Source organism: Pseudomonas sp. (assembly GCF_049300855.1).
Lineage (GTDB): Bacteria > Pseudomonadota > Gammaproteobacteria > Pseudomonadales > Pseudomonadaceae > Aquipseudomonas.
In genome coordinates this window covers 510,568-533,061 of the sequence record NZ_JBAQKH010000029.1, presented here as the reverse complement: position 1 = coordinate 533,061, position 22,494 = coordinate 510,568, and the positions used below count along the sequence as shown (strand labels likewise).

19 protein-coding genes are annotated in these 22,494 nt (G+C 60.2%); 14 read left to right on the top strand and 5 right to left on the bottom strand.

The annotated features are described in order from the left end of the window. The first annotated feature begins 72 nt into the window (after positions 1-72). The 4 genes from WA225_RS17385 (at position 73) to WA225_RS17370 (ending at position 4,988) form a co-directional block, all read left to right on the top strand. Positions 73-972 (top strand): helix-turn-helix domain-containing protein, encoded by a 900-nt coding sequence (locus WA225_RS17385; protein ID WP_422608877.1) that lies wholly within the window; start codon positions 73-75, stop codon positions 970-972. A 92-nt stretch (positions 973-1,064) separates the two neighbouring features. Next, positions 1,065-1,574 carry a sigma-70 family RNA polymerase sigma factor gene (locus WA225_RS17380; protein ID WP_422608876.1) on the top strand — a complete coding sequence of 170 codons (510 nt, stop codon included), beginning with the start codon at positions 1,065-1,067 and terminating at the stop codon, positions 1,572-1,574. Then, a complete protein-coding gene (locus WA225_RS17375) occupies positions 1,574-2,521 on the top strand; it encodes a FecR domain-containing protein (protein WP_422608875.1) in 948 nt (315 codons plus the stop codon). The genes WA225_RS17380 and WA225_RS17375 overlap by 1 nt, the downstream gene beginning before the upstream one ends. A gap of 67 nt (positions 2,522-2,588) precedes the next feature. After that, complete coding sequence (locus tag WA225_RS17370; protein ID WP_422608874.1) at positions 2,589-4,988, top strand: TonB-dependent receptor; 2,400 nt, start codon at positions 2,589-2,591, stop codon at positions 4,986-4,988. Between the two features lie 78 nt (positions 4,989-5,066). On the opposite strand, the gene WA225_RS17365 is transcribed toward WA225_RS17370, so the two are convergent. Beyond that, entirely contained in the window at positions 5,067-5,879 is an 813-nt protein-coding gene (locus WA225_RS17365) for a DUF1206 domain-containing protein (RefSeq protein WP_422608873.1), read from the bottom strand. 203 nt (positions 5,880-6,082) lie between these two features. Here WA225_RS17365 and WA225_RS17360 point away from each other — a divergent pair, with 203 nt between their 5' ends. After that, positions 6,083-6,331: a CsbD family protein gene (locus tag WA225_RS17360; RefSeq protein WP_422608872.1), complete on the top strand. Its 249-nt coding sequence runs from the start codon at positions 6,083-6,085 to the stop codon at positions 6,329-6,331. 184 nt (positions 6,332-6,515) lie between these two features. Then, a complete protein-coding gene (locus WA225_RS17355; protein WP_422608871.1) occupies positions 6,516-7,451 on the top strand; it encodes a LysR family transcriptional regulator in 936 nt (311 codons plus the stop codon). Here the strand turns inward: WA225_RS17355 and WA225_RS17350 are convergent. The 4 genes from WA225_RS17350 to WA225_RS17335 all read right to left on the bottom strand — a co-directional run bounded on the left by WA225_RS17350 (position 7,436) and on the right by WA225_RS17335 (position 11,607). Then, entirely contained in the window at positions 7,436-7,882 is a 447-nt protein-coding gene (locus tag WA225_RS17350; RefSeq protein WP_422608870.1) for a GlcG/HbpS family heme-binding protein, read from the bottom strand. The two genes, WA225_RS17355 and WA225_RS17350, sit on opposite strands and share 16 nt — an antisense overlap. Positions 7,883-7,893: 11 nt before the next feature. After that, positions 7,894-9,243: an amidohydrolase family protein gene (locus WA225_RS17345; RefSeq protein WP_422608869.1), complete on the bottom strand. Its 1,350-nt coding sequence runs from the start codon at positions 9,241-9,243 to the stop codon at positions 7,894-7,896. 184 nt (positions 9,244-9,427) lie between these two features. Continuing rightward, positions 9,428-10,585 (bottom strand): alpha/beta hydrolase family protein, encoded by a 1,158-nt coding sequence (locus tag WA225_RS17340; RefSeq protein WP_422608868.1) that lies wholly within the window; start codon positions 10,583-10,585, stop codon positions 9,428-9,430. Between the two features lie 59 nt (positions 10,586-10,644). Then, positions 10,645-11,607: a LysR family transcriptional regulator gene (locus WA225_RS17335; protein ID WP_422608867.1), complete on the bottom strand. Its 963-nt coding sequence runs from the start codon at positions 11,605-11,607 to the stop codon at positions 10,645-10,647. Positions 11,608-11,864: 257 nt separating this feature from the next. Between WA225_RS17335 and WA225_RS17330 the strand changes: the two genes are divergently transcribed. From WA225_RS17330 to WA225_RS17295, 8 genes are all read left to right on the top strand, one after another. Continuing rightward, on the top strand, positions 11,865-12,806 hold the full coding sequence (locus WA225_RS17330) for a VOC family protein (RefSeq protein ID WP_422608866.1): 942 nt from the start codon (positions 11,865-11,867) through the stop codon (positions 12,804-12,806). Between the two features lie 14 nt (positions 12,807-12,820). Further along, a complete protein-coding gene (locus WA225_RS17325; protein ID WP_422608865.1) occupies positions 12,821-13,183 on the top strand; it encodes a Rieske (2Fe-2S) protein in 363 nt (120 codons plus the stop codon). A gap of 134 nt (positions 13,184-13,317) precedes the next feature. Further along, complete coding sequence (locus WA225_RS17320) at positions 13,318-14,454, top strand: FAD-dependent oxidoreductase (RefSeq protein WP_422608864.1); 1,137 nt, start codon at positions 13,318-13,320, stop codon at positions 14,452-14,454. Positions 14,455-14,511: 57 nt separating this feature from the next. Beyond that, positions 14,512-16,209, top strand: coding sequence for a DUF1302 domain-containing protein (locus WA225_RS17315; protein WP_422608863.1), 1,698 nt, complete (start codon positions 14,512-14,514; stop codon positions 16,207-16,209). A gap of 12 nt (positions 16,210-16,221) precedes the next feature. Next, complete coding sequence (locus tag WA225_RS17310; RefSeq protein ID WP_422608862.1) at positions 16,222-17,610, top strand: DUF1329 domain-containing protein; 1,389 nt, start codon at positions 16,222-16,224, stop codon at positions 17,608-17,610. A 60-nt stretch (positions 17,611-17,670) separates the two neighbouring features. After that, a complete protein-coding gene (locus WA225_RS17305) occupies positions 17,671-18,774 on the top strand; it encodes a WD40/YVTN/BNR-like repeat-containing protein (protein ID WP_422608861.1) in 1,104 nt (367 codons plus the stop codon). Positions 18,775-18,778: 4 nt separating this feature from the next. Beyond that, positions 18,779-21,253, top strand: a complete 2,475-nt coding sequence (locus WA225_RS17300; protein WP_422608860.1) for an efflux RND transporter permease subunit — start codon at positions 18,779-18,781, stop codon at positions 21,251-21,253. Continuing rightward, positions 21,243-22,490, top strand: coding sequence for an MFS transporter (locus WA225_RS17295; RefSeq protein ID WP_422608859.1), 1,248 nt, complete (start codon positions 21,243-21,245; stop codon positions 22,488-22,490). Before WA225_RS17300 ends, WA225_RS17295 begins: the two co-directional genes overlap by 11 nt. The last annotated feature ends 4 nt before the right edge of the window (positions 22,491-22,494 follow it).

The following is a 22,494-nucleotide window of genomic DNA, read 5'->3' as shown; positions in this document are numbered from 1 at the left end:
CGAGCCTTGCAGTTCCATCTATCCACTTTAAGCAGCACCAAAGCGCACCAAAAGAGTGCGCAAGGTCACCCCATGACAACGTGCAATCCGCTACACGTCCAAGCGTTCAACACCGCCGATGTTGCCGAACAAGTCCGTGTTACACCGGGCTGGGTTCAGCATTACCAGCAGATGTCGCCGGGGCATTTCGCCGGGCAGATCCGCTATCTGGATCTGCAAGGCGTCGAGGTCTACGAAGAGCAGATGAACACCCGGGTCGAGCAAAATTTCAGCGCGCCGTCGGGTGCTTTGGCGTTCTGTTTTGATCGCAGCGACAACGCGCTTTATTTGCTCAACGAAGAGAGCCGCAACATCTGGATCACCCCGGAGAACTACCAGGAAATCGCCGTGGTGTTCGGCCCGCAATTCGTCCGTCAGCACGGTCTGAATGTGGCGAAGCTTGAAGGGTTGTTCATGACTCAGCTCAACTGCGGACAGAATGCCCTGTTCAGTAAATGGTTAAGCTCAACTCTCACGAAGTTGTCGCAAGCTATTGATCCGTTTGATAAAGATGCGCTGACTCAGCAATTGCTGGAAGACTGCCTGTTCATTCTCGACAACGCTCATACCAGCCTTGATCGCGGCGGATTACAGCGGCGTAGCGAAGAACGGATGATCATGAAACGGGTAGGCGAGTGGGCGGCGGATTCGCCGGAAGACACCGTCAATCTACTCGAGTTGGCACACGTCGCGGGGGTGCCGTTGCGGCAATTGCAGCAGGCGTTCAAGGCCTACACCGGGATGACCCCGAGCCATTGGCTGCGCCTGCGTCGCTTGAACAGTGCACACCGCGAATTGCTCAAGCGCCGGCCGACGGAAACTACGGTGGCCGAGGTGGCGATGCACTGGTCGTTCTGGCATTTGGGAAGGTTTTCAAGCAGTTATCGGGCGTTGTTCAAGGAGTTTCCGAGTGAGACGCTGAAACGCTCATAAAACGCCTAGCAGATAAAAAGGCTTTGTGTCGGCGAGCGAGTTAAATAGAATCAGTCTCATTTGAATTCTTACTTCGCGCCGGGACTCTTGAGATGACTGAAGCAGCGACGCCCTCGCCGCAGCACCTGCACGACCTGTATCGCGATCATCGCGGCTGGCTGGAAACCTGGCTGCGCCGGCGGATGGGCAACGCGTGGGATGCGGCTGACCTCAGTCAGGACACCTTCTTGCGTGTGCTGTGCAGCGCGCAGCCGATTGCCGACATGCGCGAGCCGCGTGCGTATCTGCTGACCGTGGGCAAACGCCTGCTGAGCAACTTCTACACCCGCCGCAGTCTGGAAAAAGCCTACCTTGAAGCCCTCGCTCAGTTGCCCGAACAATGCGTGCCGTCGCCCGAGCAACGTTGGGTGTTGCTGGAAACCCTGCAAGCGCTGGATGAACTGCTCGATGGTTTGCCGCGCGCGGTGCGTCGGGCATTTCTCTTGAGTCAGCTCGAAGGCCTCGGTTACCGTGAAATCGCCGTACGTTTGCAGGTCTCTGAGCGCACCATAAAACGTTATATGGCGCAGGCTTACGAGCATTGCTTAATGCTGGATCTATGATGCGTGTCGGGCCCGGCACCGAAGCGCGTGACGTCGCCCGTGCCGCCGCACAGTGGTTGGCATTGCTGGAATCCGGCAAGGCCAGTGAAGCCGATCACGTGCGACTGAAGCACTGGCGCGACAGCGATAGCCGCCATGAAAACGCTTGGCAGAAGATTCAATTGCTGCGCTCGCGCTTTGCCAGTCTGCCAGCAGAATTGGCCATGGCCACCCTTGATCGTCCGGATCTGGCACGGCGTGCGGCATTGAAAAGGGCGCTGGGGCTGGCGGCTTTGGTGCCTGCGGCGTGGTTGATCAGTCGCCAGTTGCCGCTCGACCTGTGGCGCGCGGATTTGCAGACTTCCACCGGCGAGCACACGCGAACACGGTTGGCTGACGGCAGCACCTTGCAACTGAACACCGCCAGTGCGGTGAACGTCGATCTGAGCAGCCATCAGTTGACGTTGGTGCGCGGCGAAATGGCGCTCAACGTTCCGGGGAGCACGGCGTTGACGGTCAACGCGCCGTACGGGCGGATCATCGTCAGTCGCAGCGAAGTGTGCGTGCGCCTCAATGCGCGTGACTGCACTGTTTCGGTAGTCAGCGGTACGGTGCAGTTGCAGCCGTTACACGGGCCAGCGCTGGTGTTGAGTCAAGGGCAGCAGGTCAGCCTGCAAGCGTTTGGCGCAGGATCGGTTAGCGCTTTCGATACGTTGATGCCGGGTTGGCGTGACGGTGTGCTGATGGCGCAGAACCAGCCGTTGGGGGATTTCCTGCGCGAGTTGAGCCGTTATCGCTCGGGGCTCCTGCGCTGGGAGCCGACACTTGAAAGTCTGCGTGTCACCGGCAGTTTCCGCCTCGACGACACCGATAAAGTGCTGGCCCTTCTGGCGGCGAGCCTGCCGTTGGAGGTGCATTCGCGCACGCGTTTCTGGGTAACGCTGACGCCGCGAAAAAATATCGTCTGAAGCCTGTCCCTTTTTTTCGCCTCGCTGGTCATTCCAGGCAAGTGAACAAAATCGAGAGCTTCTTCCAATGCCCGCAGTATTCCCAAGTCGTTTGCGTCCGTTGTTGCAGTTGAGCCTTGTGCTAAGCCTGAGTGCCAGCCCGGTGTTGATTCAGTCGAGCTGGGCCGAAGACGCCCGGCGCAGTTATCAGGTGCCGGGCGGTAGTCTGAGTGTGGCGTTGACGCGGTTTGCCGGGTTGGCCGGGGTCAATCTGTCGGTCGACCCGGCGTTGGTCAGCGGGCGCAGCAGTAATGGTTTGTCCGGCGAGTTTGGCGTGGAGGAGGGGTTTACCCGGTTGTTGCTGGGCTCTGGCTTGCAACTGCAACCGGTGGGCGATCACGCTTTCACTCTGATTCCTGCGCCGGAGGGCAGCAGCCTGCAACTGGCGCCGACTTCGATCCTCGGCGCGAGCGATTCGACTGGCGCCGATGTATTTGCCGGTGGCCAAGTCGCGCGGCGTGGCTCGCAGGGTTTGCTGGGGTCGAAAGACTTCATGGAAACCCCGTTCAGCATGACCACCTACACCAGTGAAACGGTGAAAAACCAACAGGCGCGCACCTTGGGCGATCTGATCGCCAGCGACCCGTCGGTACGCGCGACCAACCCGGCCGGTGGTCGTTACGAGCAGTTCACCATCCGTGGGTTCAGTCTGTTTAACAGCGATGTGGCCTATAACGGCCTCTATGGGGTTCTGCCGACTTACACGATCGACATGGAAATGGCCGATTGCGTCGACATCCTCAAAGGCCCGAGCCAACTCATTAACGGGATTTCGCCGCGGGGCAGTGTGGGCGGGGGCATCAACGTCGTGCCCAAGCACGCCAGCGACCGGCCGATCACCTCGCTGACCGCCAATTACGCGTCCAACAATCAGTTGGGTGGCGCTGTCGATGTCGGCCGCAGATTCGGTGAGGACAACCAGTTCGGTCTGCGCTTCAACGGCGTTAAACAATCGGGTGACACCGAGTGGGATCACCAGAGTGTCGATCGCGACATGGCCGTGCTGGGCCTGGATTTTCGCGGTGAGCGCCTACGGCTTTCGACCGATGTCGGTCACACCGAACGCGATACCGACGCCCCGCAAGAACGCGTGCAGGTGGCGGCGAATGCCAAGGTGCCGAACGCCAACGATGTGCGCGACAACTATGCGCAACCGTGGAGTCAGGCGCGGACCAAAGACACGTTTGGCACGGTCAACGCTGAGTTTGATGTCAGCGATTCGGTCATGTTGTATGGCGGCGTTGGCGTGCGCAAAAGTAATCACGACTTCCTGCGGCACGCCGTTTCGGTGACTAACGATGCCGGCGATTTCAGTGTGCAACCGCGCGACTTCACCCGCGACGAGAACGTGCGGACCGCTACAGCTGGCGTGCGTAACTGGTTCCATACCGGTCCGGTCAGCCATGAAGTCAATCTGGCTGCCAGCTATTTCTATATGGACTTCGAGAATGGCGGTGCGCGTTATGCCACAGGGCGCAGCAATCTGTACGAGCCGGTGGAGACCGCAAAGCCAGGCACACCCACGCGCAATGACGCCAAGGTCTACACCGAAAACCGCTTCAGCGGTTTGGCGCTGTCCGACACCCTGGGCTTTTTCGATGATCGACTGTTGCTGACCCTCGGTGCGCGCTGGCAGCGGGTGAAAGTTGATGATTGGAGCGATGACATCAAAGGTGACACGGCCTATGACGAAGAAAAGGTTTCGCCATCGGGCGGCATTCTGTTCAAGGCGACCGACAAACTGTCGCTGTACGCCAACTACATGGAAGGCTTGAGCCAAGGCAAAATCGCGCCGTCGACTTCCATCAACGAGGACGAAATCTTCCCGCCGTTCATCAGCCGACAAGTTGAAGTCGGCGCCAAATACGACGCCGTCGCCTACGCGTTGACCGCTGCAGTGTTCCGCATCAAGCAGCCAGCCTATGAAACCAACGCCACCACGCGGGTCTTTGGCCCTAATGGCAAGCGCGAGAACAACGGCGTGGAGCTGAGCGTGTTCGGTGAACCGCTCAAAGGCTTGCGCCTGCTCGGCGGCGTGATGTACATCGACAGCGAACTGACCCAGACCACCAATGGCACGTTTGACGGCAATCGTGCGCCGGCGACGCCGAAATACAACGTCAATCTGGGCGCCGAGTGGGACGTGCCGACTGTGCAGGGCTTGACGCTGACAACGCGGGGTATCTACTCGAGTTCGCAGTATCTGGATCAGTCCAACGAGAAGGAAATCGACTCGTGGGAGCGCTTCGATGTGGGCACGCGTTATGCCTTCAAGGTTGATGACAAGACCATCACCTTGCGCGGCAATATCGAGAACGTGCTGGATAAGCGTTATTGGAGTTCGGCAGGGGCCTCGGATGACAGTGAGCCGGGATTGACGTTGTCGACGCCGCGGACTTATCTGCTGTCGGCCACGGTGGATTTCTGACTCCATGCACTGCTCACCGAGCGTGGGCAGTCACACTCTCGCCGGGCTGGACCAGCTTCGAGAGAAAGGCGCAGCGCTCTAGTGCCTCGAGACGCCAGGCACGTCCATATTGATCTTGCGCCAGAACGCTTCAGAAAAACTGTAAACCGAGAACGCAATCAGCCCCGCGGCCATCATCATCAACAACAGCCATCCCGCTGGCAGATTCTGCAGGGCGTCGAGGGCTTCCTTCATACCCGGTGGGTCCATGGCTTTATACGCGGAACCGCTGACGGCCAGCAGCACGGCAATTTCGATAAACACGACGCCACGGGCGATCAGACCGAACCGCGACACCGGGCGGACGTACTGCATGACGTCTTCATCAGCCTCAAAATATTGCTCGAATGAGGCTTTCCAGCCTTTGATGATGTGAGCGATTCCAACACCCAGCGGAATGAGCGCGATCAGGTACACCCATAAATTCGAGTAATCCCAGGACAAAAAATGTGCGAGCCAGTCTTTGGTTTGCCCGCCGGAATTGCCCGAGCTTTTAATGCCGCTGACCAGCAGGCCCAATGCAAAAAATGCCAGAGCACCGTTGACCAGGCCGCCGGCAAACAGACCGGCGCGAATCACCAAACCTTTGAGGCTTTTGCCGTGATGGTCGACATCGCGGGTCGCTTGCAGGAAACGCCAGGCGGCAAACGCGAGCAGACCCGCCACCACCAGCCCCACTAAAAAATAGCCAAATGGCTGAGCCAACAACGCCTCAAGGCTTCGGTGGCTGTCCTTGGGTTTGGTCGAATCAAGGGCTGCCAGCAATGCAAAGAGACCGATGATCAGATAAAGCACACCACGAGCGGCGTAACCTCCCCGAGCGAGTATGACAAGGCTGCGTTGCGCGGACATTGGATCGATTCCCCAGAGTGATGCAAGAGCAGACCCCGCTCACTGGGAGGGGTTCTATTCGCAAAGGGAAAACCGCCGGAGCCAGCACCTGCGACTCATCATCTTTGAACTAATTATCCGGCGCGCGCCCCTAATGTCGTGCTGATAGCCACTCGGGTAGGGCTGTCGGCGTTTCCCACTCATACACGCAGGGTTGATGAATCATGAAGAGCGAACAAGTAGAAGGTGTAGCAGAAAAGCTGGCCGGCAAGGCGCAGAGCGCAGTCGGCAGACTCCTGGGTGACTCGGCAATGGAAGCTGAAGGTGCGGGTCGTCAGGCGGCTGGCCAACTGACCAAAACCTACGGCGATACCCTCGACAGCGTCTCGACGTTCGTCAAAGAAAAGCCCGTCGCCGCAATCGCCATTGGCGCGGCCGTCCTGCTGTTGGTCGATCGGCTGCTGCGCCGCTGAGCCAGGGTTCAGTGAGTTCCCAACCTGAGTCACCCCGCGCTGGTACCTGGTATCGTTGTTGACGATACCTGCCAGCGATACATGCGATTGGTACATCGGTAAGCCGCTGGTTAAGGTCATTGGGTGTGGACCATGCCCGCCATTCCGGGCAAACACCTGACCCACGCCCATCAGCGGAACCGACATGCGATATAGGCGCCTCGACCTGAATCTATTGGTTGCACTCGACGCTTTGCTGGGCGAATGCAGCGTCAGCAGAGCGGCCGAGCGTCTGTGCCTGGGACAGTCAGCTGCCAGTTCGGCACTGGGCCGCTTGCGTGAACATTTCAACGATCCGTTACTGGTGCAGGTGGGACGACGCTTGGAACCCACCGCGTTGGGGCAGGCGTTGCTGCCCAAAGTGCGCGCAGCGTTGGCACTGACCCGGGAGATTGTCGACGCTCCACGGAGTTTTGACCCGGCACACTGCAATCGACACATCACCCTGGTCGCCTCCGATTACGTCGCCGACGTGCTGCTGGCTTCGGTGAGTCGTGCATTGGCGCGGATGGCGCCGGGTATTCGCTTGAGCCTGCGTGACATGCCCGTGCCGCGCGACGGTGATGTCGTCAGTGAAGCACTCGATTATCGGCGCAGTGATTGTGTGATCGTGCCGCAACGACGGTTGAATCCGGCCTATCCGCATGTGCCGCTCATGACTGACCAGCTCTGTTGCATCGTCTGCGCCCGGCAGCCACAGTTTGCCGAGCAACTGAGCCTGGCCGACTATTGCGCCGCCGCGCATGTGGTGCGCGAGTTTGCCGACGGGCACAACCTGGCGATGGATGCCGTGCACTTGCACGAACTCGGCATTGAGCGGCAAGCGGCGCTGAGCGTTGAAAGCTTTGTGCTGATGCCGCAGTTCATTGTCGGCACCGCGCGCATTGCCACGGTGTTTCAACGCCAGGCGCAGCGCTTCGCCCAGCGTTATCCGTTGCGCATTCACCCGGCACCGATTGCTTTTCCCGAGGCCGTGCAAGTCTTGCAATGGCATCCCTATCAAGAACATGACCCGGCCATGCAATGGTTTCGCGGCCTGCTCATGGAACAGGCCGCATTACTCGATCAGCCCTCAGGTTGATCGCCGCTGTCGGCGATTAATCCGGCGTTGGCGATGGCCAACAATGCGCAGCGCTCGTCGTTGTCCGAGGTATCGCCACTGATGCCGATGGCCCCGAGAATCATGCCCTCGGCATTTCGAATCAGCACGCCGCCCGCCACCGGAATCACCTCGCCGCCGGTCAAGCTGTTGAGCGCATCGAAAAACGCCGGCATGGCCTGCGCGCGTCGCGCCAGTTCACGTCCACCAAAACCCATGCCCAGGCAACCGCGTGCCTTGCCGATGGCGATTTGCGGGCGCAAAAAGGTGGCGTCTTCGTCGCGCAAAACCGCCAAGGGATGGGCGGCGGCATCCAGTACGGCGACACCCAGCGGTTTTATCCCGGTTTCCCGAGCGATGCGAATGGCATCGCTGGCCATGTTTGTGGCGGTCAGCAAGTCGAGTCGTTGCATGATCGCAGTCCTCATACGGCCCACTTGCCCAGTTGGGCCACACGGTCGCGGGTGTAAAGATCCGTCCATTTCAGCGAATTGAAATCGGAGACTTGCTTGGGGTTGTAGGGGCTGCGATCCATCCGTACCGGTTGGCCGGCCTTGTACACCGCTTTGAGGCGCGAACGATCCTGGAGGATGCGGATGTCATCCAGCGGTGAACCGTCGAGCACGAGGAAGTCTGCCTGTTTGCCCACCTGCAGCGAGCCGAGTGCTTCACCGCGCGGCATGCAGCGCGCGCCGACAGCGGTCGCGGCGTATAAAGCTTCGGCTGGTGTAAAGCCGAGGCGGGTCACCAGCAACTCGAGTTCTCGGGCGTGCCATTCGCCGTAGGGCGTTACCGCAAACCCGCTGTCACTGCCGCAGGCAAAGGGTACGCCGGCCGCTTTGGCGCGTTTGAGTACCGCCGAACCGACCTCCAGTGTGCGTGCGCAATAACCGGCATACCCGGTGCTGATGGCCGGATCATGGGGCTGACAGAAATCCACGGTGTTCTGCGGGAAGGTCATGGTCGGGGCCAGGATGCTGCCGGCCTCAAGCAGTGCTTCGATGCACGCGTCATCCATGTAAAAGGCATGGAAAACCAGATCAACGCCGGCGCGCGCCGCGTACATCACGGCTTCGCGCCCGTAGGCATGCGTGGCGACCTTGCAGCCCAGACGATGCGCTTCCTCAACCATTTCGAAGGTTTCGTCAGCGGTAAAGGCCGCAATGATTTCGCCATTGGGACGACGGTGCGTGCCGTCCATGGCGATCTTGATCAGGTCGACGCCGTCCTTGGCCTGCTTGCGAATTTCTGCGAGCGCATCGCTGCGGCTGGTGACCAACTGCGCTGTGAAGTATTCCGGAGCGCCGACTCGACTCGGGAACCAGTCGTTCAGACTCTGGCGATTGGTGATGACGCGGCTGCTGGCTGCGATCCTCGGACCTTCAAATAAACCAGCGGTGACGGCATTGCGTACGGCGATGCTGAGCTGGCCGCTGTCGCCGGGGCAGACCATGCTGGTGACGCCAGCAGCCAGCACGTGTTGCGCGAAGAACATCCCGCGCAACGCGCGAAATTCGTCACTGGTCCATAAATCTATGTCTTCTTCGCTTTGCGCGTTGCCGAAGGCCAGATGCGTGTGTACATCCACCAGCCCCGGCATGACGAAATTATCCCCTGCATCCACCTGCGTATCGCCTGGCTGGGGAGTGGGTGCCAACGCGGTGGGCCCGACGTAACTGAGCAAGCCGTTTTCGACGACCAATGTCTGTTTTTGGCGAGTTTGCAGTCCGGTGCCGTCGAACAGGGTCTGGCATTTCAGGTGCAGGGCAGTCATGGCGTCTTCACTGTGTGATTGTTCTGCACATGAGGCTAAAGAGCCGGCGAGGGGGCCACCAGCAGATTGCATCGATGGCTGCGCATTGATCGCATCAATAGCTGCGTGCGGCTGAATCCACCAACGAAAACGCCGGACAATCGTGAGATTGTCCGGCGTTTTTTTTGTGCGCGCTTTTCAGTGATCAGGCAGTGCGACCACCCAAGGTTTCAGCAATCCAGTCGGCAATGTAATGCCCGGCATTGATGCTGTTGTCGAAGCTCGAATGCTGCACGCCGCCTTCACGTTCGGTGAAGATTTTCAGTTCGCATTTTGGACTGTTCACCAGTTGTTCGTAGGTGCGATGCGCCCACTTCAACGGAATCTGCGAATCCTGCTCGCCATGGGTCACGAGGAAGGGCACCTTGATCCGGTCGAGCACGCCATCGAGGTGGACGTTTTCGGCGATGGTCATGAACGCTTCGACGTCCTTGGCGCCCCACACCCAGCAGACGTGAGCCCAGTAGTGCGGCACCGGGAAGCTGCCTTCCTTTTCCAGTCGACGCTTTTGCACATCACGCCAGTCGTGGTTGGCACCCCATACCACGCCGCAGGCGAAGCGTGGTTCGAAGGCAACCGCACGCGGGCAGTAATAACCGCCCAACGAGACGCCTTCCAGACCGATACGTTTGGCATCAACGTCGCTTCGGGTTTCCAGCCAGTCAACCACGCGACTGGCCCAGTGTTCACTGTCGAATCGTGCGGTCAGGCCGTGCAGGCGCAGTGCTTCGCCCGTTCCAGGCTGGTCGATGATCAGCGAAGAGATGCCGCGTTTCGCCAGCCAGGCTGGCAGACCCACGCGGTATTTCATTTCTTTGGTCGAGTCCAGACCGTTGACCTGCACCAGTATCGGCGCCGGACCCTCGACGCCTTCGGCGCGCACCAGCAAGCCGGAAAGATGTTTGCCCTCGTAGGGGATTTCCACCCGTTCACAGTTTTCACGCGACAGTTCGATGCCGCGCTTGAAGGTTTGCAGGAAGCGTTGATAAAGCTCGGTACGACCCGGCGCGCCATGGGCTTGCAGGCGCTCGCAGGTCAGATAATAGGTGGCGGCGCGGTTGTATTTTTCGCCAGCCGAGAGCATCCGGCCATTGCCTTCGTCTTCTTCGGCCAGACCGCAGAGCTTGTCAGCCATTTTCGCCCAGGTTTCGCGAAAGGCGCGGGTGCCGGCCGCGTCTGGCTGCTTCGCGGCCTCTTGCAGCGGGGCACACATTGCTTCGATTTCACCCATGCGGGCGCCCATTTCAATGGCCAGGTCGACAGAGAGATTCCACACGTAGTTGGTCGGGAAATAGCGGAACATGATTATTGTTGTCCTTATGGTTGCCTTGGCATTCCCAAGGCACGTTAAGGATCACCCGACTAATTGGCCAATCGTGACGGCGGATACGAGGTATCGCGAGATACGATGGGCACGTGTTGCAGATGCTGGATGGATTCGCTGATGCGTTCGCGCAGCCAGCGATGCATCGGGTCGCCATCAACGCTGCGGTGCCACAACATGTACTCGCGCATGAGCGGAATTTTCACCGGCGGCGGCAGGATGCGCAGCGGCAGATAGTGCGCATAGAGGTTCGCCAGGCGCTGGTGCATCGTGGCGATGCGCTGCGTGCCGACAATCAGTTGCGGCAAGGTATTGAAGTCGCTGGTGATCACTTCAATACGCCGATTGAAGCCGTACTGATTCATGAACCATTCTTCGATACTCATGTGTCGGGTACGGCCGAAACCCACCGAGACATGGCCCATCTCCATGTACTGCTCAAGGGTCAGGGTGTCGCCGACTTGCGTATTGCCTTGCCAGACCACGCACACATGTTCTTCTTCGAACAGCAGGCGCGAAGGGTGGCCGTCAATGATGTAGCGCTCGGGCACGATCATCAGATCGACCTCGCCACGCACCAGCAGTTCGCCGGAATTGTCGCTGGGGCCAAGCATTTCGAAAGTGATGTTGGGCGCTTGCTGATGAATGTTCTGGATCACCTGGGCGAACAGCACGCTGATCAGATAGTCCGAGGTCACCAAGCGAAAATGGCGCTTGCTGGTGGCCGGGTCGAACACCGGTTTGGCGGTGATTGAGGACTGGATCGTCAGCAAGACTTCACGCACCGGTCTGGCCAGTTCCGTGGCATAGGGTGTGGGCTGCATCTTGCGTCCCACCTGGACCAGCAACTCATCCTCAAAGTAGGCGCGCAACCGCGCGAGCACGCCGCTGGTGGCGGATTGGGTCATGTGCAGGCGTTCAGCCGCGCGTGTGATGTTCTGCTCTTCGAGCAATACATCGAGTGCGACCAGCAGATTCAGATCCAGATGGTTGAAACGCATGGGCAGGTCCGTTCTTGTATTTATTTTCGCAATACATTCGAACGAATCCATCGACACGTCAACCTTCGTCGCAGGTATCGCGTTTGCCGATAGGTCGCATCCCGACTCGCGATTAGTCAGCGCTCAGTCCGTACGCCAATCTTCGCCGCAGTCGGCCCTGCAGCCGACACCACCACCGGTTTCCAGTCAGGCCCGGCGCGCTGCAAGGCGTCCAGGGCGACCGTCACCGGATCATAATTTCAATGGAGTGGTAAGCCATGAACATCATTGGCCTTGATGCCCTGATTTTTGGCGTCGATGACATACAAGCCTGCACCGCTTGCCTAAGCGACTACGGCCTTGCGCCGGTCGGCGTAGACCGCGAAGGCGGGCGTTTCGAAGCGCTGGACGGCACCGCGGTGATTATCCGTCGAGCCGACGATCCTGATTTGCCGGCAGCGATCGGCCCGGCGCCGTCGATTCGCGAGACGGTCTACGGGGTCGCTGCGATCAGCGATCTGGACGCCATCGAAGATGAGTTGGCCCGTGATCGCATTGTCCGGCGTGATCAACACGGCGTGCTGCACAGCGTTGACGACATGGGTTTCGCCATCGCTTTTCAGGTCACTATACGCAAGCCTTATAGCGCACCGGATGACCTGACCAACGCCGCCGGCCATGCGCCACAGCGGCCACTCAACCAGCCGGGCATTACCCTCGACATGGGCGCTGTCCCGCGCACTCTGTCGCACGTGGTGTATTTCGTCCCTGATGCGGCAAAAGCAGAAGCTTTCTACGCCGAGCGCCTGGGTTTTCGCACCACCGACACCTTCATTGGCGCCGGGCCGTTCATGCGCCCGGCCGGCTCTGACGATCACCATTGCCTGTTCATGATCCAGACCCCGCCACACATGAAGGGCTGCGAACACTTCACCTTTCACATGGGCAGTGGCACCGAAGTGCTGCTGGCCGGCACGCGTTTCGAGCAAAAGGGCTGGACCAGTTTCTGGGGGCCGGGCCGTCACCTGTTTGGCTCCAACTGGTTCTGGTATTTCAACAGTCCGCTGGGCTGCCACATCGAATATGACGCTGACATGGACAAGCACGATGACGCCTGGGAGGCCCGTCGCGCGCCGCTGTCGGCGGATAACTCGCAGTTGTTCCTGTTCAGTGCCAAAGAAAAATGGGCCCCCGGTGGCCCGCCGCCAAAACTAGGTTGAGGGCGGCGCTGATCATGAGCGCTATTGCGCAGCCACTGTGTCGGCTGGACGAACTGGAGGAGGGCCGGGCGCGCGGATTCGATCCGTTGGCGCAGGGCCGCGACAGCGTGTTTGCCCTGCGTCACGGCGATCAGGTGCGGGTCTATCGCAACCGTTGTCCGCATCTGGACGTGCGCCTGGAGTATCGCAAAGACAAGTTCCTGTCCGCCGATGGCCAGTTGATCGTCTGTTACGCCCACGGTGCGCAATTTCTGCCGGCGACCGGCGAGTGCATTTACGGGCCGTGCCTGGGCCAGACACTGGAGGCGCTGCCGAGTTGCGAGAAGGATGGCTGGCTGCTGGTGCAAATGCCTGAAGAGTTGCCGCAGCCGGGATAAATCGAGGTATCGCGTACGGCGATACATCGCATCCTTACTCGCGATTAGTCAAATCCCTGCTTTGCCGGGAAGCTTCATCCAACGATGCCGTGCCCGACGCAGCATCGATCACAAGAATAAAAAGAGAGAACACCATGAGTGCAGTGAACAACGTTCTGATCGTGGGCGGTGGTATCGGCGGCTTGTGTGCGGCCATCGCCTTGCGGCGTAAAGGTATCGAGGTCGACCTGATCGAGCTCAAGTCCGAATGGACAGTCTATGGCGTCGGGATTATTCAGCAGAGCAACGTCGTCCGTGAAATGGCCAAGCTGGGCGTTCTCGACGGTTATCTCGATGCCGCTTATGCCTTCGAAGACGTCGCCATCTACGGCCCGGGTGGGCAACAACTGGCGCGCATTCCGGGACAGCGACTGGCCGGCCCGCAGTATCCCGCCAACGTCGGCATTTCCCGCCTGGCGCTGCATAAAGTCCTCAGCGAAACCGCCTTGCAACTCGGTGCCAATGTGCGTTTGGGCCTGAGTGTGGAAGCGCTGGACGACAACGGCACAGAGGTCGACGTGTTGTTTACCGACGGCAATCGCGGCCACTACGACCTGGTGGTCGGTGCCGACGGACTGTTCTCGACAGTGCGCAGCCTGGTCTTCGGCGATGCCTACATCCCGCGTTTCACTGGTCAGTCGGTGTGGCGCTACAACTTTCCTCGCGCGCCACAGATCGATCATCTGGCCAACTATCAGAGCGCTGACGGCAACGCCGGGCTGGTGCCGCTGGCTGGCGACTTGATGTACCTGTTTCTGACGTCCCACGAACCGTCCAATCCGTGGATGGATCCTGCCGATCTGGCGGCGCAGATGCGCCAGCGCCTGCAAGGCTTTACCGGTCTGATCGGCGAACTGCGCGAGCAAATCACCGACAACAGTCAGGTCGTCTACAAGCCGATGGAAGTGGTGTTCGTCGATGAACCGTGGCATCGCGGACGCGTCCTGCTGATCGGCGATGCGGCCCACGCCACCACGCCGCACCTGGGTCAAGGCGCCGGCATGGCCATCGAAGACGCGATTGTGCTCAGCGAAGAACTCACTCACGAGCAGTCCGCCTCCACCGGCGTCGAGCAGCAGTTGCAGCGCTTTATGGCGCGGCGCTTCGAGCGTTGCAAATACATCAGCGAGAGCTCGGTGCTGGCCGGTGACAAGGAGATGCAGCACGACCGCGACTTCGATCGCATTGGCCTGGTCAAGCAAATGCTCGCGCGTACTGCCGAGCCGATCTAAGCCGCACCTGCGACTCATCCACAGCAGTTACCACTATAAAAACAAGAGGTTAACGCGATGGTTAGTTCTACGACTGCGGCGCTCGCGCGTCGCCCGGTCTGCTCGTCTGCACCCTTTGGTTTGAGCGTCGCTGCGCTACTGGTGCTGTGCAGCCAGGCCGCTCACGCTTTCGACATCGATACCGGCAACCCGGATTTCAAGCTGCGCTGGGACAACACGATCAAGTACAGCGCTGCCTGGCGCACGCAGAATCCGAGCAGCAAGTTGACCGAGGGGCAGGTGGCGCTCAATCAGGACGACGGCGATCGTGCGTTCAAAAAAGGCCTGATCTCCAATCGCACCGATATCCTCTCGGAGCTCGATCTGTCATTTAAGGACTTCGGCGCACGCTTGAGCGGCGCAGCGTGGTACGACAGTGAGTACCAGGGCAACAACGACAATAACGATCCGTCCCGCGCCAACGCACGTTCGGTCGACTACGACGAGTTCACCGATGACACCCGTCATTTGCACGGTGGTGACGGCGAAATCCTCGACGCGTTCGTCTACTGGAACGGCGAACTGGCCGACCGTGCAACGTCAGTGCGCGCCGGCCGTCATGGTCTGATCTGGGGCGAAAGCCTGTTCTTCGGCGCCAACGGTATTGCCGGGGGCATGGCCCCGGTTGATGTGGTCAAGGCGCAATCGGTGCCTAACACGCAGTTCAAGGAAATCACCCGTCCGGTCAATCAACTGTCTGGCACCTTCCAACTGACCGATGACGTATCGCTCGGTGCGTTTTACCAACTGGAATGGGAAGAAACGCGCTTGCCCGGCGCAGGCAGTTACTTCTCTACCAGCGACACCATCGGTGAAGGCAATGAACGCCTGATTGTCGGCGCGCCATTTCCGGCGTTTCTGGGTGGCAACGCCAGCAGTCCGGCGGCGTTTTTCCATGGCAAAGACAAAGATGCCAGAGATTCGGGGCAGGGTGGCCTGCAACTGAAATACAACGCCGAGACCGTGGAGTACGGTCTCTATGCCATTCAGTACCACGACAAAACCCCCAAGCTGTACCTCCGGCCTTCCACTGGCGCACCCAACTTCAGCACGGGCCAAATCGGCGATTACTACTGGGTTTACCCGGAAGACATCCGCGCGCTGGGCGCCAGTTTTTCCACCACGGTCGATGCCTACAGCTTTGCCGGTGAAGCCTCGATGCGCTGGAACATGCCGCTGGTGTCCAACGGCGTCACGGTGCTACCGGGGGTTGCTGCCGACAACGATGACGATGCGCTTTATGCCGTCGGGCGCACCGCGCACATCAACCTCAACGTGATCGCTTCGTTCGGGCCGAACTTCATTGCCAGGGAGTCCGGATTCGTCGGTGAGGTCGCCTGGAACCGTCTGCTCAGCGTCACGAAAAACCGTGCCGCACTAGACCCCAACGCCACCGATGACGGTCTCGGCTTCAAGATGGTTTACACCCCGACTTATCGGCAGTTTTTCCCCGGCGTGGATATCAGCATTCCGGTTGGCCTGAGCTATTTCCCGCTGGGCAAGTCGGCGGTTGTCAGTTCGTTCGGCGCGGATAACGGCGGTGACATGAATATCGGTATTACCGCGACCTACCTCGACCGTGTGACCGCCGGCCTGACATACACGCATTACTACGGCCCCGAGAACACCAACCTCAACGCGACCAGCCAATTCAATTTCCAGCAATCGCTGAAGGATCGGGATTACCTCGCCTTCTCCGTCAAGACCACGTTTTAAGAGGACTTGCGCATGACCTATAACAACAAAAATGCCGCGTTCACACTCAAAACCTTGTGCTTCGCGTTGCTCGCAAGCCTGGCGGTATTGAGTCAGGGTGCCGCAGCAGCCACGGCTGACGAAGCGGCGAAATTGAACAAGTCGCTGACGCCGTTCGGTGCCGAGCGCGCCGGCAATGCCGACGGCTCGATTCCGGCCTGGGATGGCGGCTACACCAAGGTCGATCCAGCCTTCAAGGAGGGCGGCAAACGCAGTGATCCGTTTGCGGCCGACAAGCCGCTGTTCAGCATCACCTCGAAAAACCTGGCGCAATACGCCGCCAAGCTCAGTGATGGCACCCAGGAGATGTTCAAGCGTTTTCCCGACACCTATCGCATCGACGTCTATCCGACCCGTCGCTCGGCCGCCGCGCCGCAATGGGTGTATGACAACACCCTGAAAAATGCCACCCGCGCCAAACTGGTCGAGAGCAGCGCTGGCCCGGTGCCCGAAGGAGCGTTTGGCGGTATTCCATTCCCGATTCCGCATAACGGCGCCGAAGCCATGTGGAACCACATCCTCAACTGGCGCGGCACGTCACTGGCCATGCACTTTCGTCATTACCTGATGACTGCAGACGGCAAACAGGTGATGACCACCGACGGCCAGGCGATCCAGGACATGCCGTATTACTACCAGGATGGCACCCCGGAAAGTTTCGCCGGTGATTACTGGCTGTTCCGCCTGCTTAACGTCGGCCCGCCGCTGCGTGCCGGTGAGCAAATCATGGGCCGCACCAATATCAACGGCGACAAGTCCCAGGCTCACGTCTATCTGACCGGCCAGCGCCGCGTGCGCAAGTTGCCGAATGCCTGTTGCGACACGCCGACGCCGGCCACCGCCGGGGTGATGTCGTTCGATGAGTTGAGCGTGTTCCAGGGGCGCATCGATCGCTTCGACTGGAAACTGGTCGGCAAGCAAGAAATGTATATCCCCTACAACACCAACAAAGTCCTCACGGCCGGCAAACCGGAAGACCTGTTTCTGGCTCACCACATGAACCCTGATTACGTGCGCTGGGAATTGCATCGCGTATGGGTGGTGGACGCCGAACTCTCGCCGGGCAAGCGTCATCAATTGCCGAAGGGCCGCTACTACCTCGACGAAGATACCTGGCAAGCCATGCTCGGCGATCGCTGGGACGCCAACGGCCAACTCGCCAAAACCTTGTGGTCGCTGCCCGCCGTGCTGCCGGATCTGCCAGCGCAGGCGCAGCTGTCTTCGGGTTTCTACGACCTGACCTCCGGCGCCTGGTTTATCCAGAACGTCTACACCGGTTTGCCTGAGCAATACGGCGTGGTCGATCGCTACAAGGCGTCTGAATTCTCGCCGGCGGCGATGGCGGGTGCCGGGGTCCGTTGAATCGGGCCGGATCGCCACACGCTGTGGCGATCCGGTTTCACAGGTGGTTTCGAGGTCGGTATGAACAGAATCTGTCAGGTGCTCGGGCGGTTGTTGGCGCTGCTGGCGCTGCCTTGCGTATTACCCGTGAGCCAGGCTCAGGCCGCTGCCGTCGGTGATGTATTGCACACCCCGGCAATGCGCGCGCCGCAGGCCCGGCAAGCGGTCTTGCTTGATCTGGCCCGGGCAGGCGCGCGGTTGGTGGCGGTCGGCGAGCGCGGCATCGTCTTGCTCTCCGATGACAACGGTATCAATTGGCGGCAGGCGCAGGTGCCGGTGTCCGTCAGCCTTACGGCGGTGCAATTTGTCGATGCCAATACGGGTTGGGCGGTCGGCCATGCCGGTGCGGTGCTGGTCTCCCATGACGGCGGTGCAAACTGGGCTGTGCAACTGGACGGCAACCGCGCTGCGCAACTGGAGTTGGATGCCGCACGCGAGCAATTGCCGACAGCCACTGACCAGGATGCAGCGGCGGCACGTGTGCAAACCGCCGAACGGATGGTCAGCGAAGGCGCGGACAAACCGTTTCTGAGCCTCAAGTTCACCGATGCGCGTCACGGCCTGATCGTCGGCGCCTACGGCCTCGCGTTTACCACCGAGGACGGCGGGGTGAGCTGGCAGTCGCTGATGGGCCATATCGACAATCCGATGGGGGCGCACCTGTATGCCATCGCGCAACAAGGCGAGCGTTGGTTTCTCGCCGGCGAGCAAGGTTATGTGGCGCGTTCCGAGGACGGCGGACAATCCTTCGTCGCGCTCGACAGCCCGTACAGCGGCAGCTTCTTCGCCCTGCAACTGCGCGATGACGGCGCGCTGCTGGCGGCAGGATTGAAAGGCAACGCGTTCATTTCCACCGACGGCGGCAACAGCTTCGTGCCCGCGCCTGTACCGATGCCCGTGTCCTTCAGTGAAGCGATTCGCACCGCTGACGGCCAGCTGTTGTTGGTCAATCAGGCGGGCGCAATGTTTCGCACCACGGGCGACGCACCCACCCTGCAGCCTTTCGGCAAACCGCTGGGCAAACCGATTGCCAGCGTCGTCGAGGCCGCCGATGGCAGCCTGGTGCTGGCCGGTTTTACCGGGTTGACGCGCCTGGCGTCGCCCACCGCTACAGCTTCGGAGTGAGGTTATGAAACCATTCGACAACGCCACGGCCAGCCTGGCGAGTTTCGATCCGCGCTCCGGCTCGGTCGTGGAACGCACTTTGTTCAATCACCGGTTGTGGGTGTTGCTGGTGTGCCTGGTGACCACGCTTTTCTTGGGCTATCAGGCCACGCGCGTCGAGCTGAACGCCAGTTTCGAAAAGATGATTCCCACGCAACAACCTTACATCGCCAATTATCTGCAACATCAAAAGCAGCTCAGCGGTCTGGGCAACTCTCTGCGCATTGTCGTCGCCAATCGCCAGGGCGATATCTACGACGCTGATTATCTGAAAACCTTGCAGGCGTTGAGCGACAAGCTTTACCTGCTGCCCGGCGTTGATCGCGCCTACATGAAGTCGCTGTGGACGCCCGCAACACGCTGGGTCGCAGTGACTGAAGACGGACTGGATGGCGGCCCGGTGATTCCGGACGTTTACGCTGGCACCCCGGCGAGTCTCGAGGCCTTGCGCCGCAACGTGCAGCGCTCCAACGAACTCGGCCAACTGGTAGCGTTTGATCAAACCTCGAGCATCATTTACGTACCGTTGCTGGCAACGACTGCCGACGGCCAGGCGCTGAATTACTCGGTGCTGTCGGAGCAACTGGAGGCGTTGCGTAGCCAGTACCAGAACGAAAGGATCGACATTCACATCACCGGTTTTGCGAAAAAGGTCGGCGACCTGATTGCCGGGCTCAAGCAGATCCTGTTGTTCTTCGCCGTCGCGATCCTGATCACCACCGCCGTGCTGTTCTGGTACACACGCTGCCTGCGCAGCACGGTGCTGGTGGTGTTCTGTTCGCTGGTGGCGGTGGTCTGGCAACTGGGTCTGTTGCCGTTGCTCGACTATCAACTGGACCCGTATTCGGTGCTGGTGCCGTTTCTGGTGTTCGCCATCGGCATGAGCCACGGTGCGCAGAAGATGAACGGAATCATGCAGGACATCGGTCGCGGCATGCACCGGGTGGTGGCCGCACGCTTCACCTTTCGACGGCTGTTTCTGGCCGGGCTGACGGCATTGCTCTGTGATGCGGTGGGTTTTGCCGTGCTGATGCTGATCAAGATCCAGGTGATTCAGGATCTGGCCGTGATCGCCAGCATCGGCGTAGCGGTGCTGATTTTCACCAACCTGATTCTGCTACCGGTGTTGCTGTCCTATGTCGGCGTAACGCCGCGCGCGGCGCAACTGAGCCTCAAGAGCGAGCAGAACGATCAGGCCGGCGCGCGGCGTCATGGTTTCTGGCGTTTTCTCGATCTGTTTACCCAACGTCGCTGGGCCAGCCTGTGCATTGTCATCAGTCTGGCGTTGGCGGCATTGGGTTTTGTGGTCAGCCTGCAATTGAAGATCGGTGATCTGGATGCCGGTGCACCGGAGCTGCGTGCCGACTCACGCTACAACCAGGACGATGCGTTTCTGACCCGGCATTACGGCGCCAGCAGTGACTTATTCGCGGTGATGGTCAAGACCCCGGCCGGGCAATGTGCGCGTTACGACATCCTTGCCAAGGTCGATGCGCTGGACTGGCAACTGCGTGCGCTGCCGGGGGTGGATTCGACCAACTCGCTGGCCTTGCTCAACCGGCGCATGCTGGTTGGCCTCAGCGAAGGCAGCGCCAAGTGGTACGAGCTGCAGAACAATCAGGCGATGCTCAACATGATCACCGCCAGTGCACCGCGCGGCTTGTACAACGAGGATTGCAGCCTGCTCACGCTGTACGCCTACCTCACCGACCACAAGGCGGAGACGCTGACGCGGCTGGTCGAGCACGTCGAGCAATTCGCCGCCGCCAATAACGACAAGGATGTGCAGTTCCTGCTGGCAGCGGGCAATGCCGGCATCGAAGCGGCGACCAATATCGTCGTCAAGCAGGCCAATCGCGAAATGCTGTTCTGGGTTTACGGGGCGGTGATCGTCCTGTGCCTGATCACCTTCCGCTCGTGGCGCGCCACGCTGTGCGCGGTGATTCCGCTGATGGTCACCTCGATCCTCTGCGAAGCGTTGATGGTCTGGCTGAACATCGGCGTGAAGGTCGCGACGTTGCCGGTGATCGCGTTGGGTGTCGGCATTGGCGTCGACTATGCGTTGTATGTAATGAGCATCCTGCTCGGCCATCTGCGCCAGGGCGCGAGCCTGTCAGAAGCCTATTACCGCGCATTGGTGTCCACCGGCAAAGTGGTGATGCTCACCGGCATCACGCTCGCCATTGGCGTGGCCACGTGGATTTTCTCGCCGATCAAATTCCAGGCTGACATGGGCGTGCTGCTGGCGTTCATGTTCGTCTGGAACATGGTCGGCGCGCTGCTGCTGTTGCCAGCGCTGGCGTACTTCCTGCTGCCTGCACGGCGCACGAACACCGACGCAGAAACGCCGGAGGAGGCAGTCGATCTAAGCCTGCCGTCGCGAGCCGTGGCGGTAGATGTTCATCAAGCGCGTCATCGGGAGACCTGTCATGGCCGTTGAGTCTTCATTTGAAAACAGCGGCCGTCACGCGGGTGTGACGCAATCGTTGCTGTTGCTGCTCGGCAGCTGTTTGCCCGTGCTCGGCGCGGTATTGCTCGCACCGGTATTGCCGCGCATGCAGGCACATTTTGCCGAGGTCGCAGGTAGCGCGGTGCTGGTGCCGATCGTGCTGACCTTGCCGGCATTGATGATTGCAGTACTGGCGCCGTTTGCCGGGGTCATCGCCGATCGGCTCGGACGCAAACCGCTGTTGTTGGCGAGCATGGCGTTGTACGTGCTTTGCGGTGTGCTGCCGCTGTGGCTGGACTCGTTACCGGCGATTGTCGCCAGCCGCGCCGGTATCGGTCTGGCGGAGGCGGGGATCATGACCTGCTGCACGACGCTGATGGGCGACTACTACAGCGGCGCACGCCGTGAACGCCTGTTTGCGCTGCAGATGGTCGCGACGTCGCTATCCGCTGCGGTGTTTATCGCGCTGGGTGGTTTCCTCGGCCAGGACGACTGGCGCACACCGTTTGCGCTGTACGCAGTCGGGCTGATTTTCCTGCCGCTGATGGCGTGGAAACTCTGGGAACCGCAACCCCGCCTGCAGCCGGCAGCAACGTTGCCGGTGTCAGCGCAGCGCGCATTTCCATGGCGGGCACTCACGCCCATGTATGCGTTGTCGCTGCTCGCGGGACTGAGCCTGTTCATCGTGCCGGTGCAGGCCGGCTACTTGCTCAATTTGTTGCACGTGGATGCGCCGCAGCAGATCGGCATGACCATGGGCGCCAATCAACTCGGTGTGCTCGCCGGGGCCCTGAGTTTTCGTTTGTTGAGTGGTGTGCGCAGCCAGCATGTGTTGCTGATTGCCTATGGTCTGGCCGGTATCGGCGGGCTGTTGATGGCCGCCGCCGGCAGCCACGCGCAGGTGGTGTTCGCGGTCTTGGTCAATGGTCTGGGCATCGGCCTGATGTTGCCGACGTTGATCACCTGGATCATGGCGCAAGTCGGTTTTGCTCAGCGGGGGCGAGCGGCGGGGTGCTTCACCGCAGCGATTTTTGCTGGCGAGTTCATCAGCCCGCTGGTGGTGCTCGCCATCACTTCCGGGGCTGCCACGGCGTTGCCGCAAGCGTTGGCCATGATCGGTTGGCTGCAATTGGTCGTGGCGCTGTTTTGTCTGTCCGTGCCGAGGCTCGGTGGTCTATTGATCCGCACGAATGTCGGCGGGCACGACTCCATCGGCAACGGCCATTGAACGA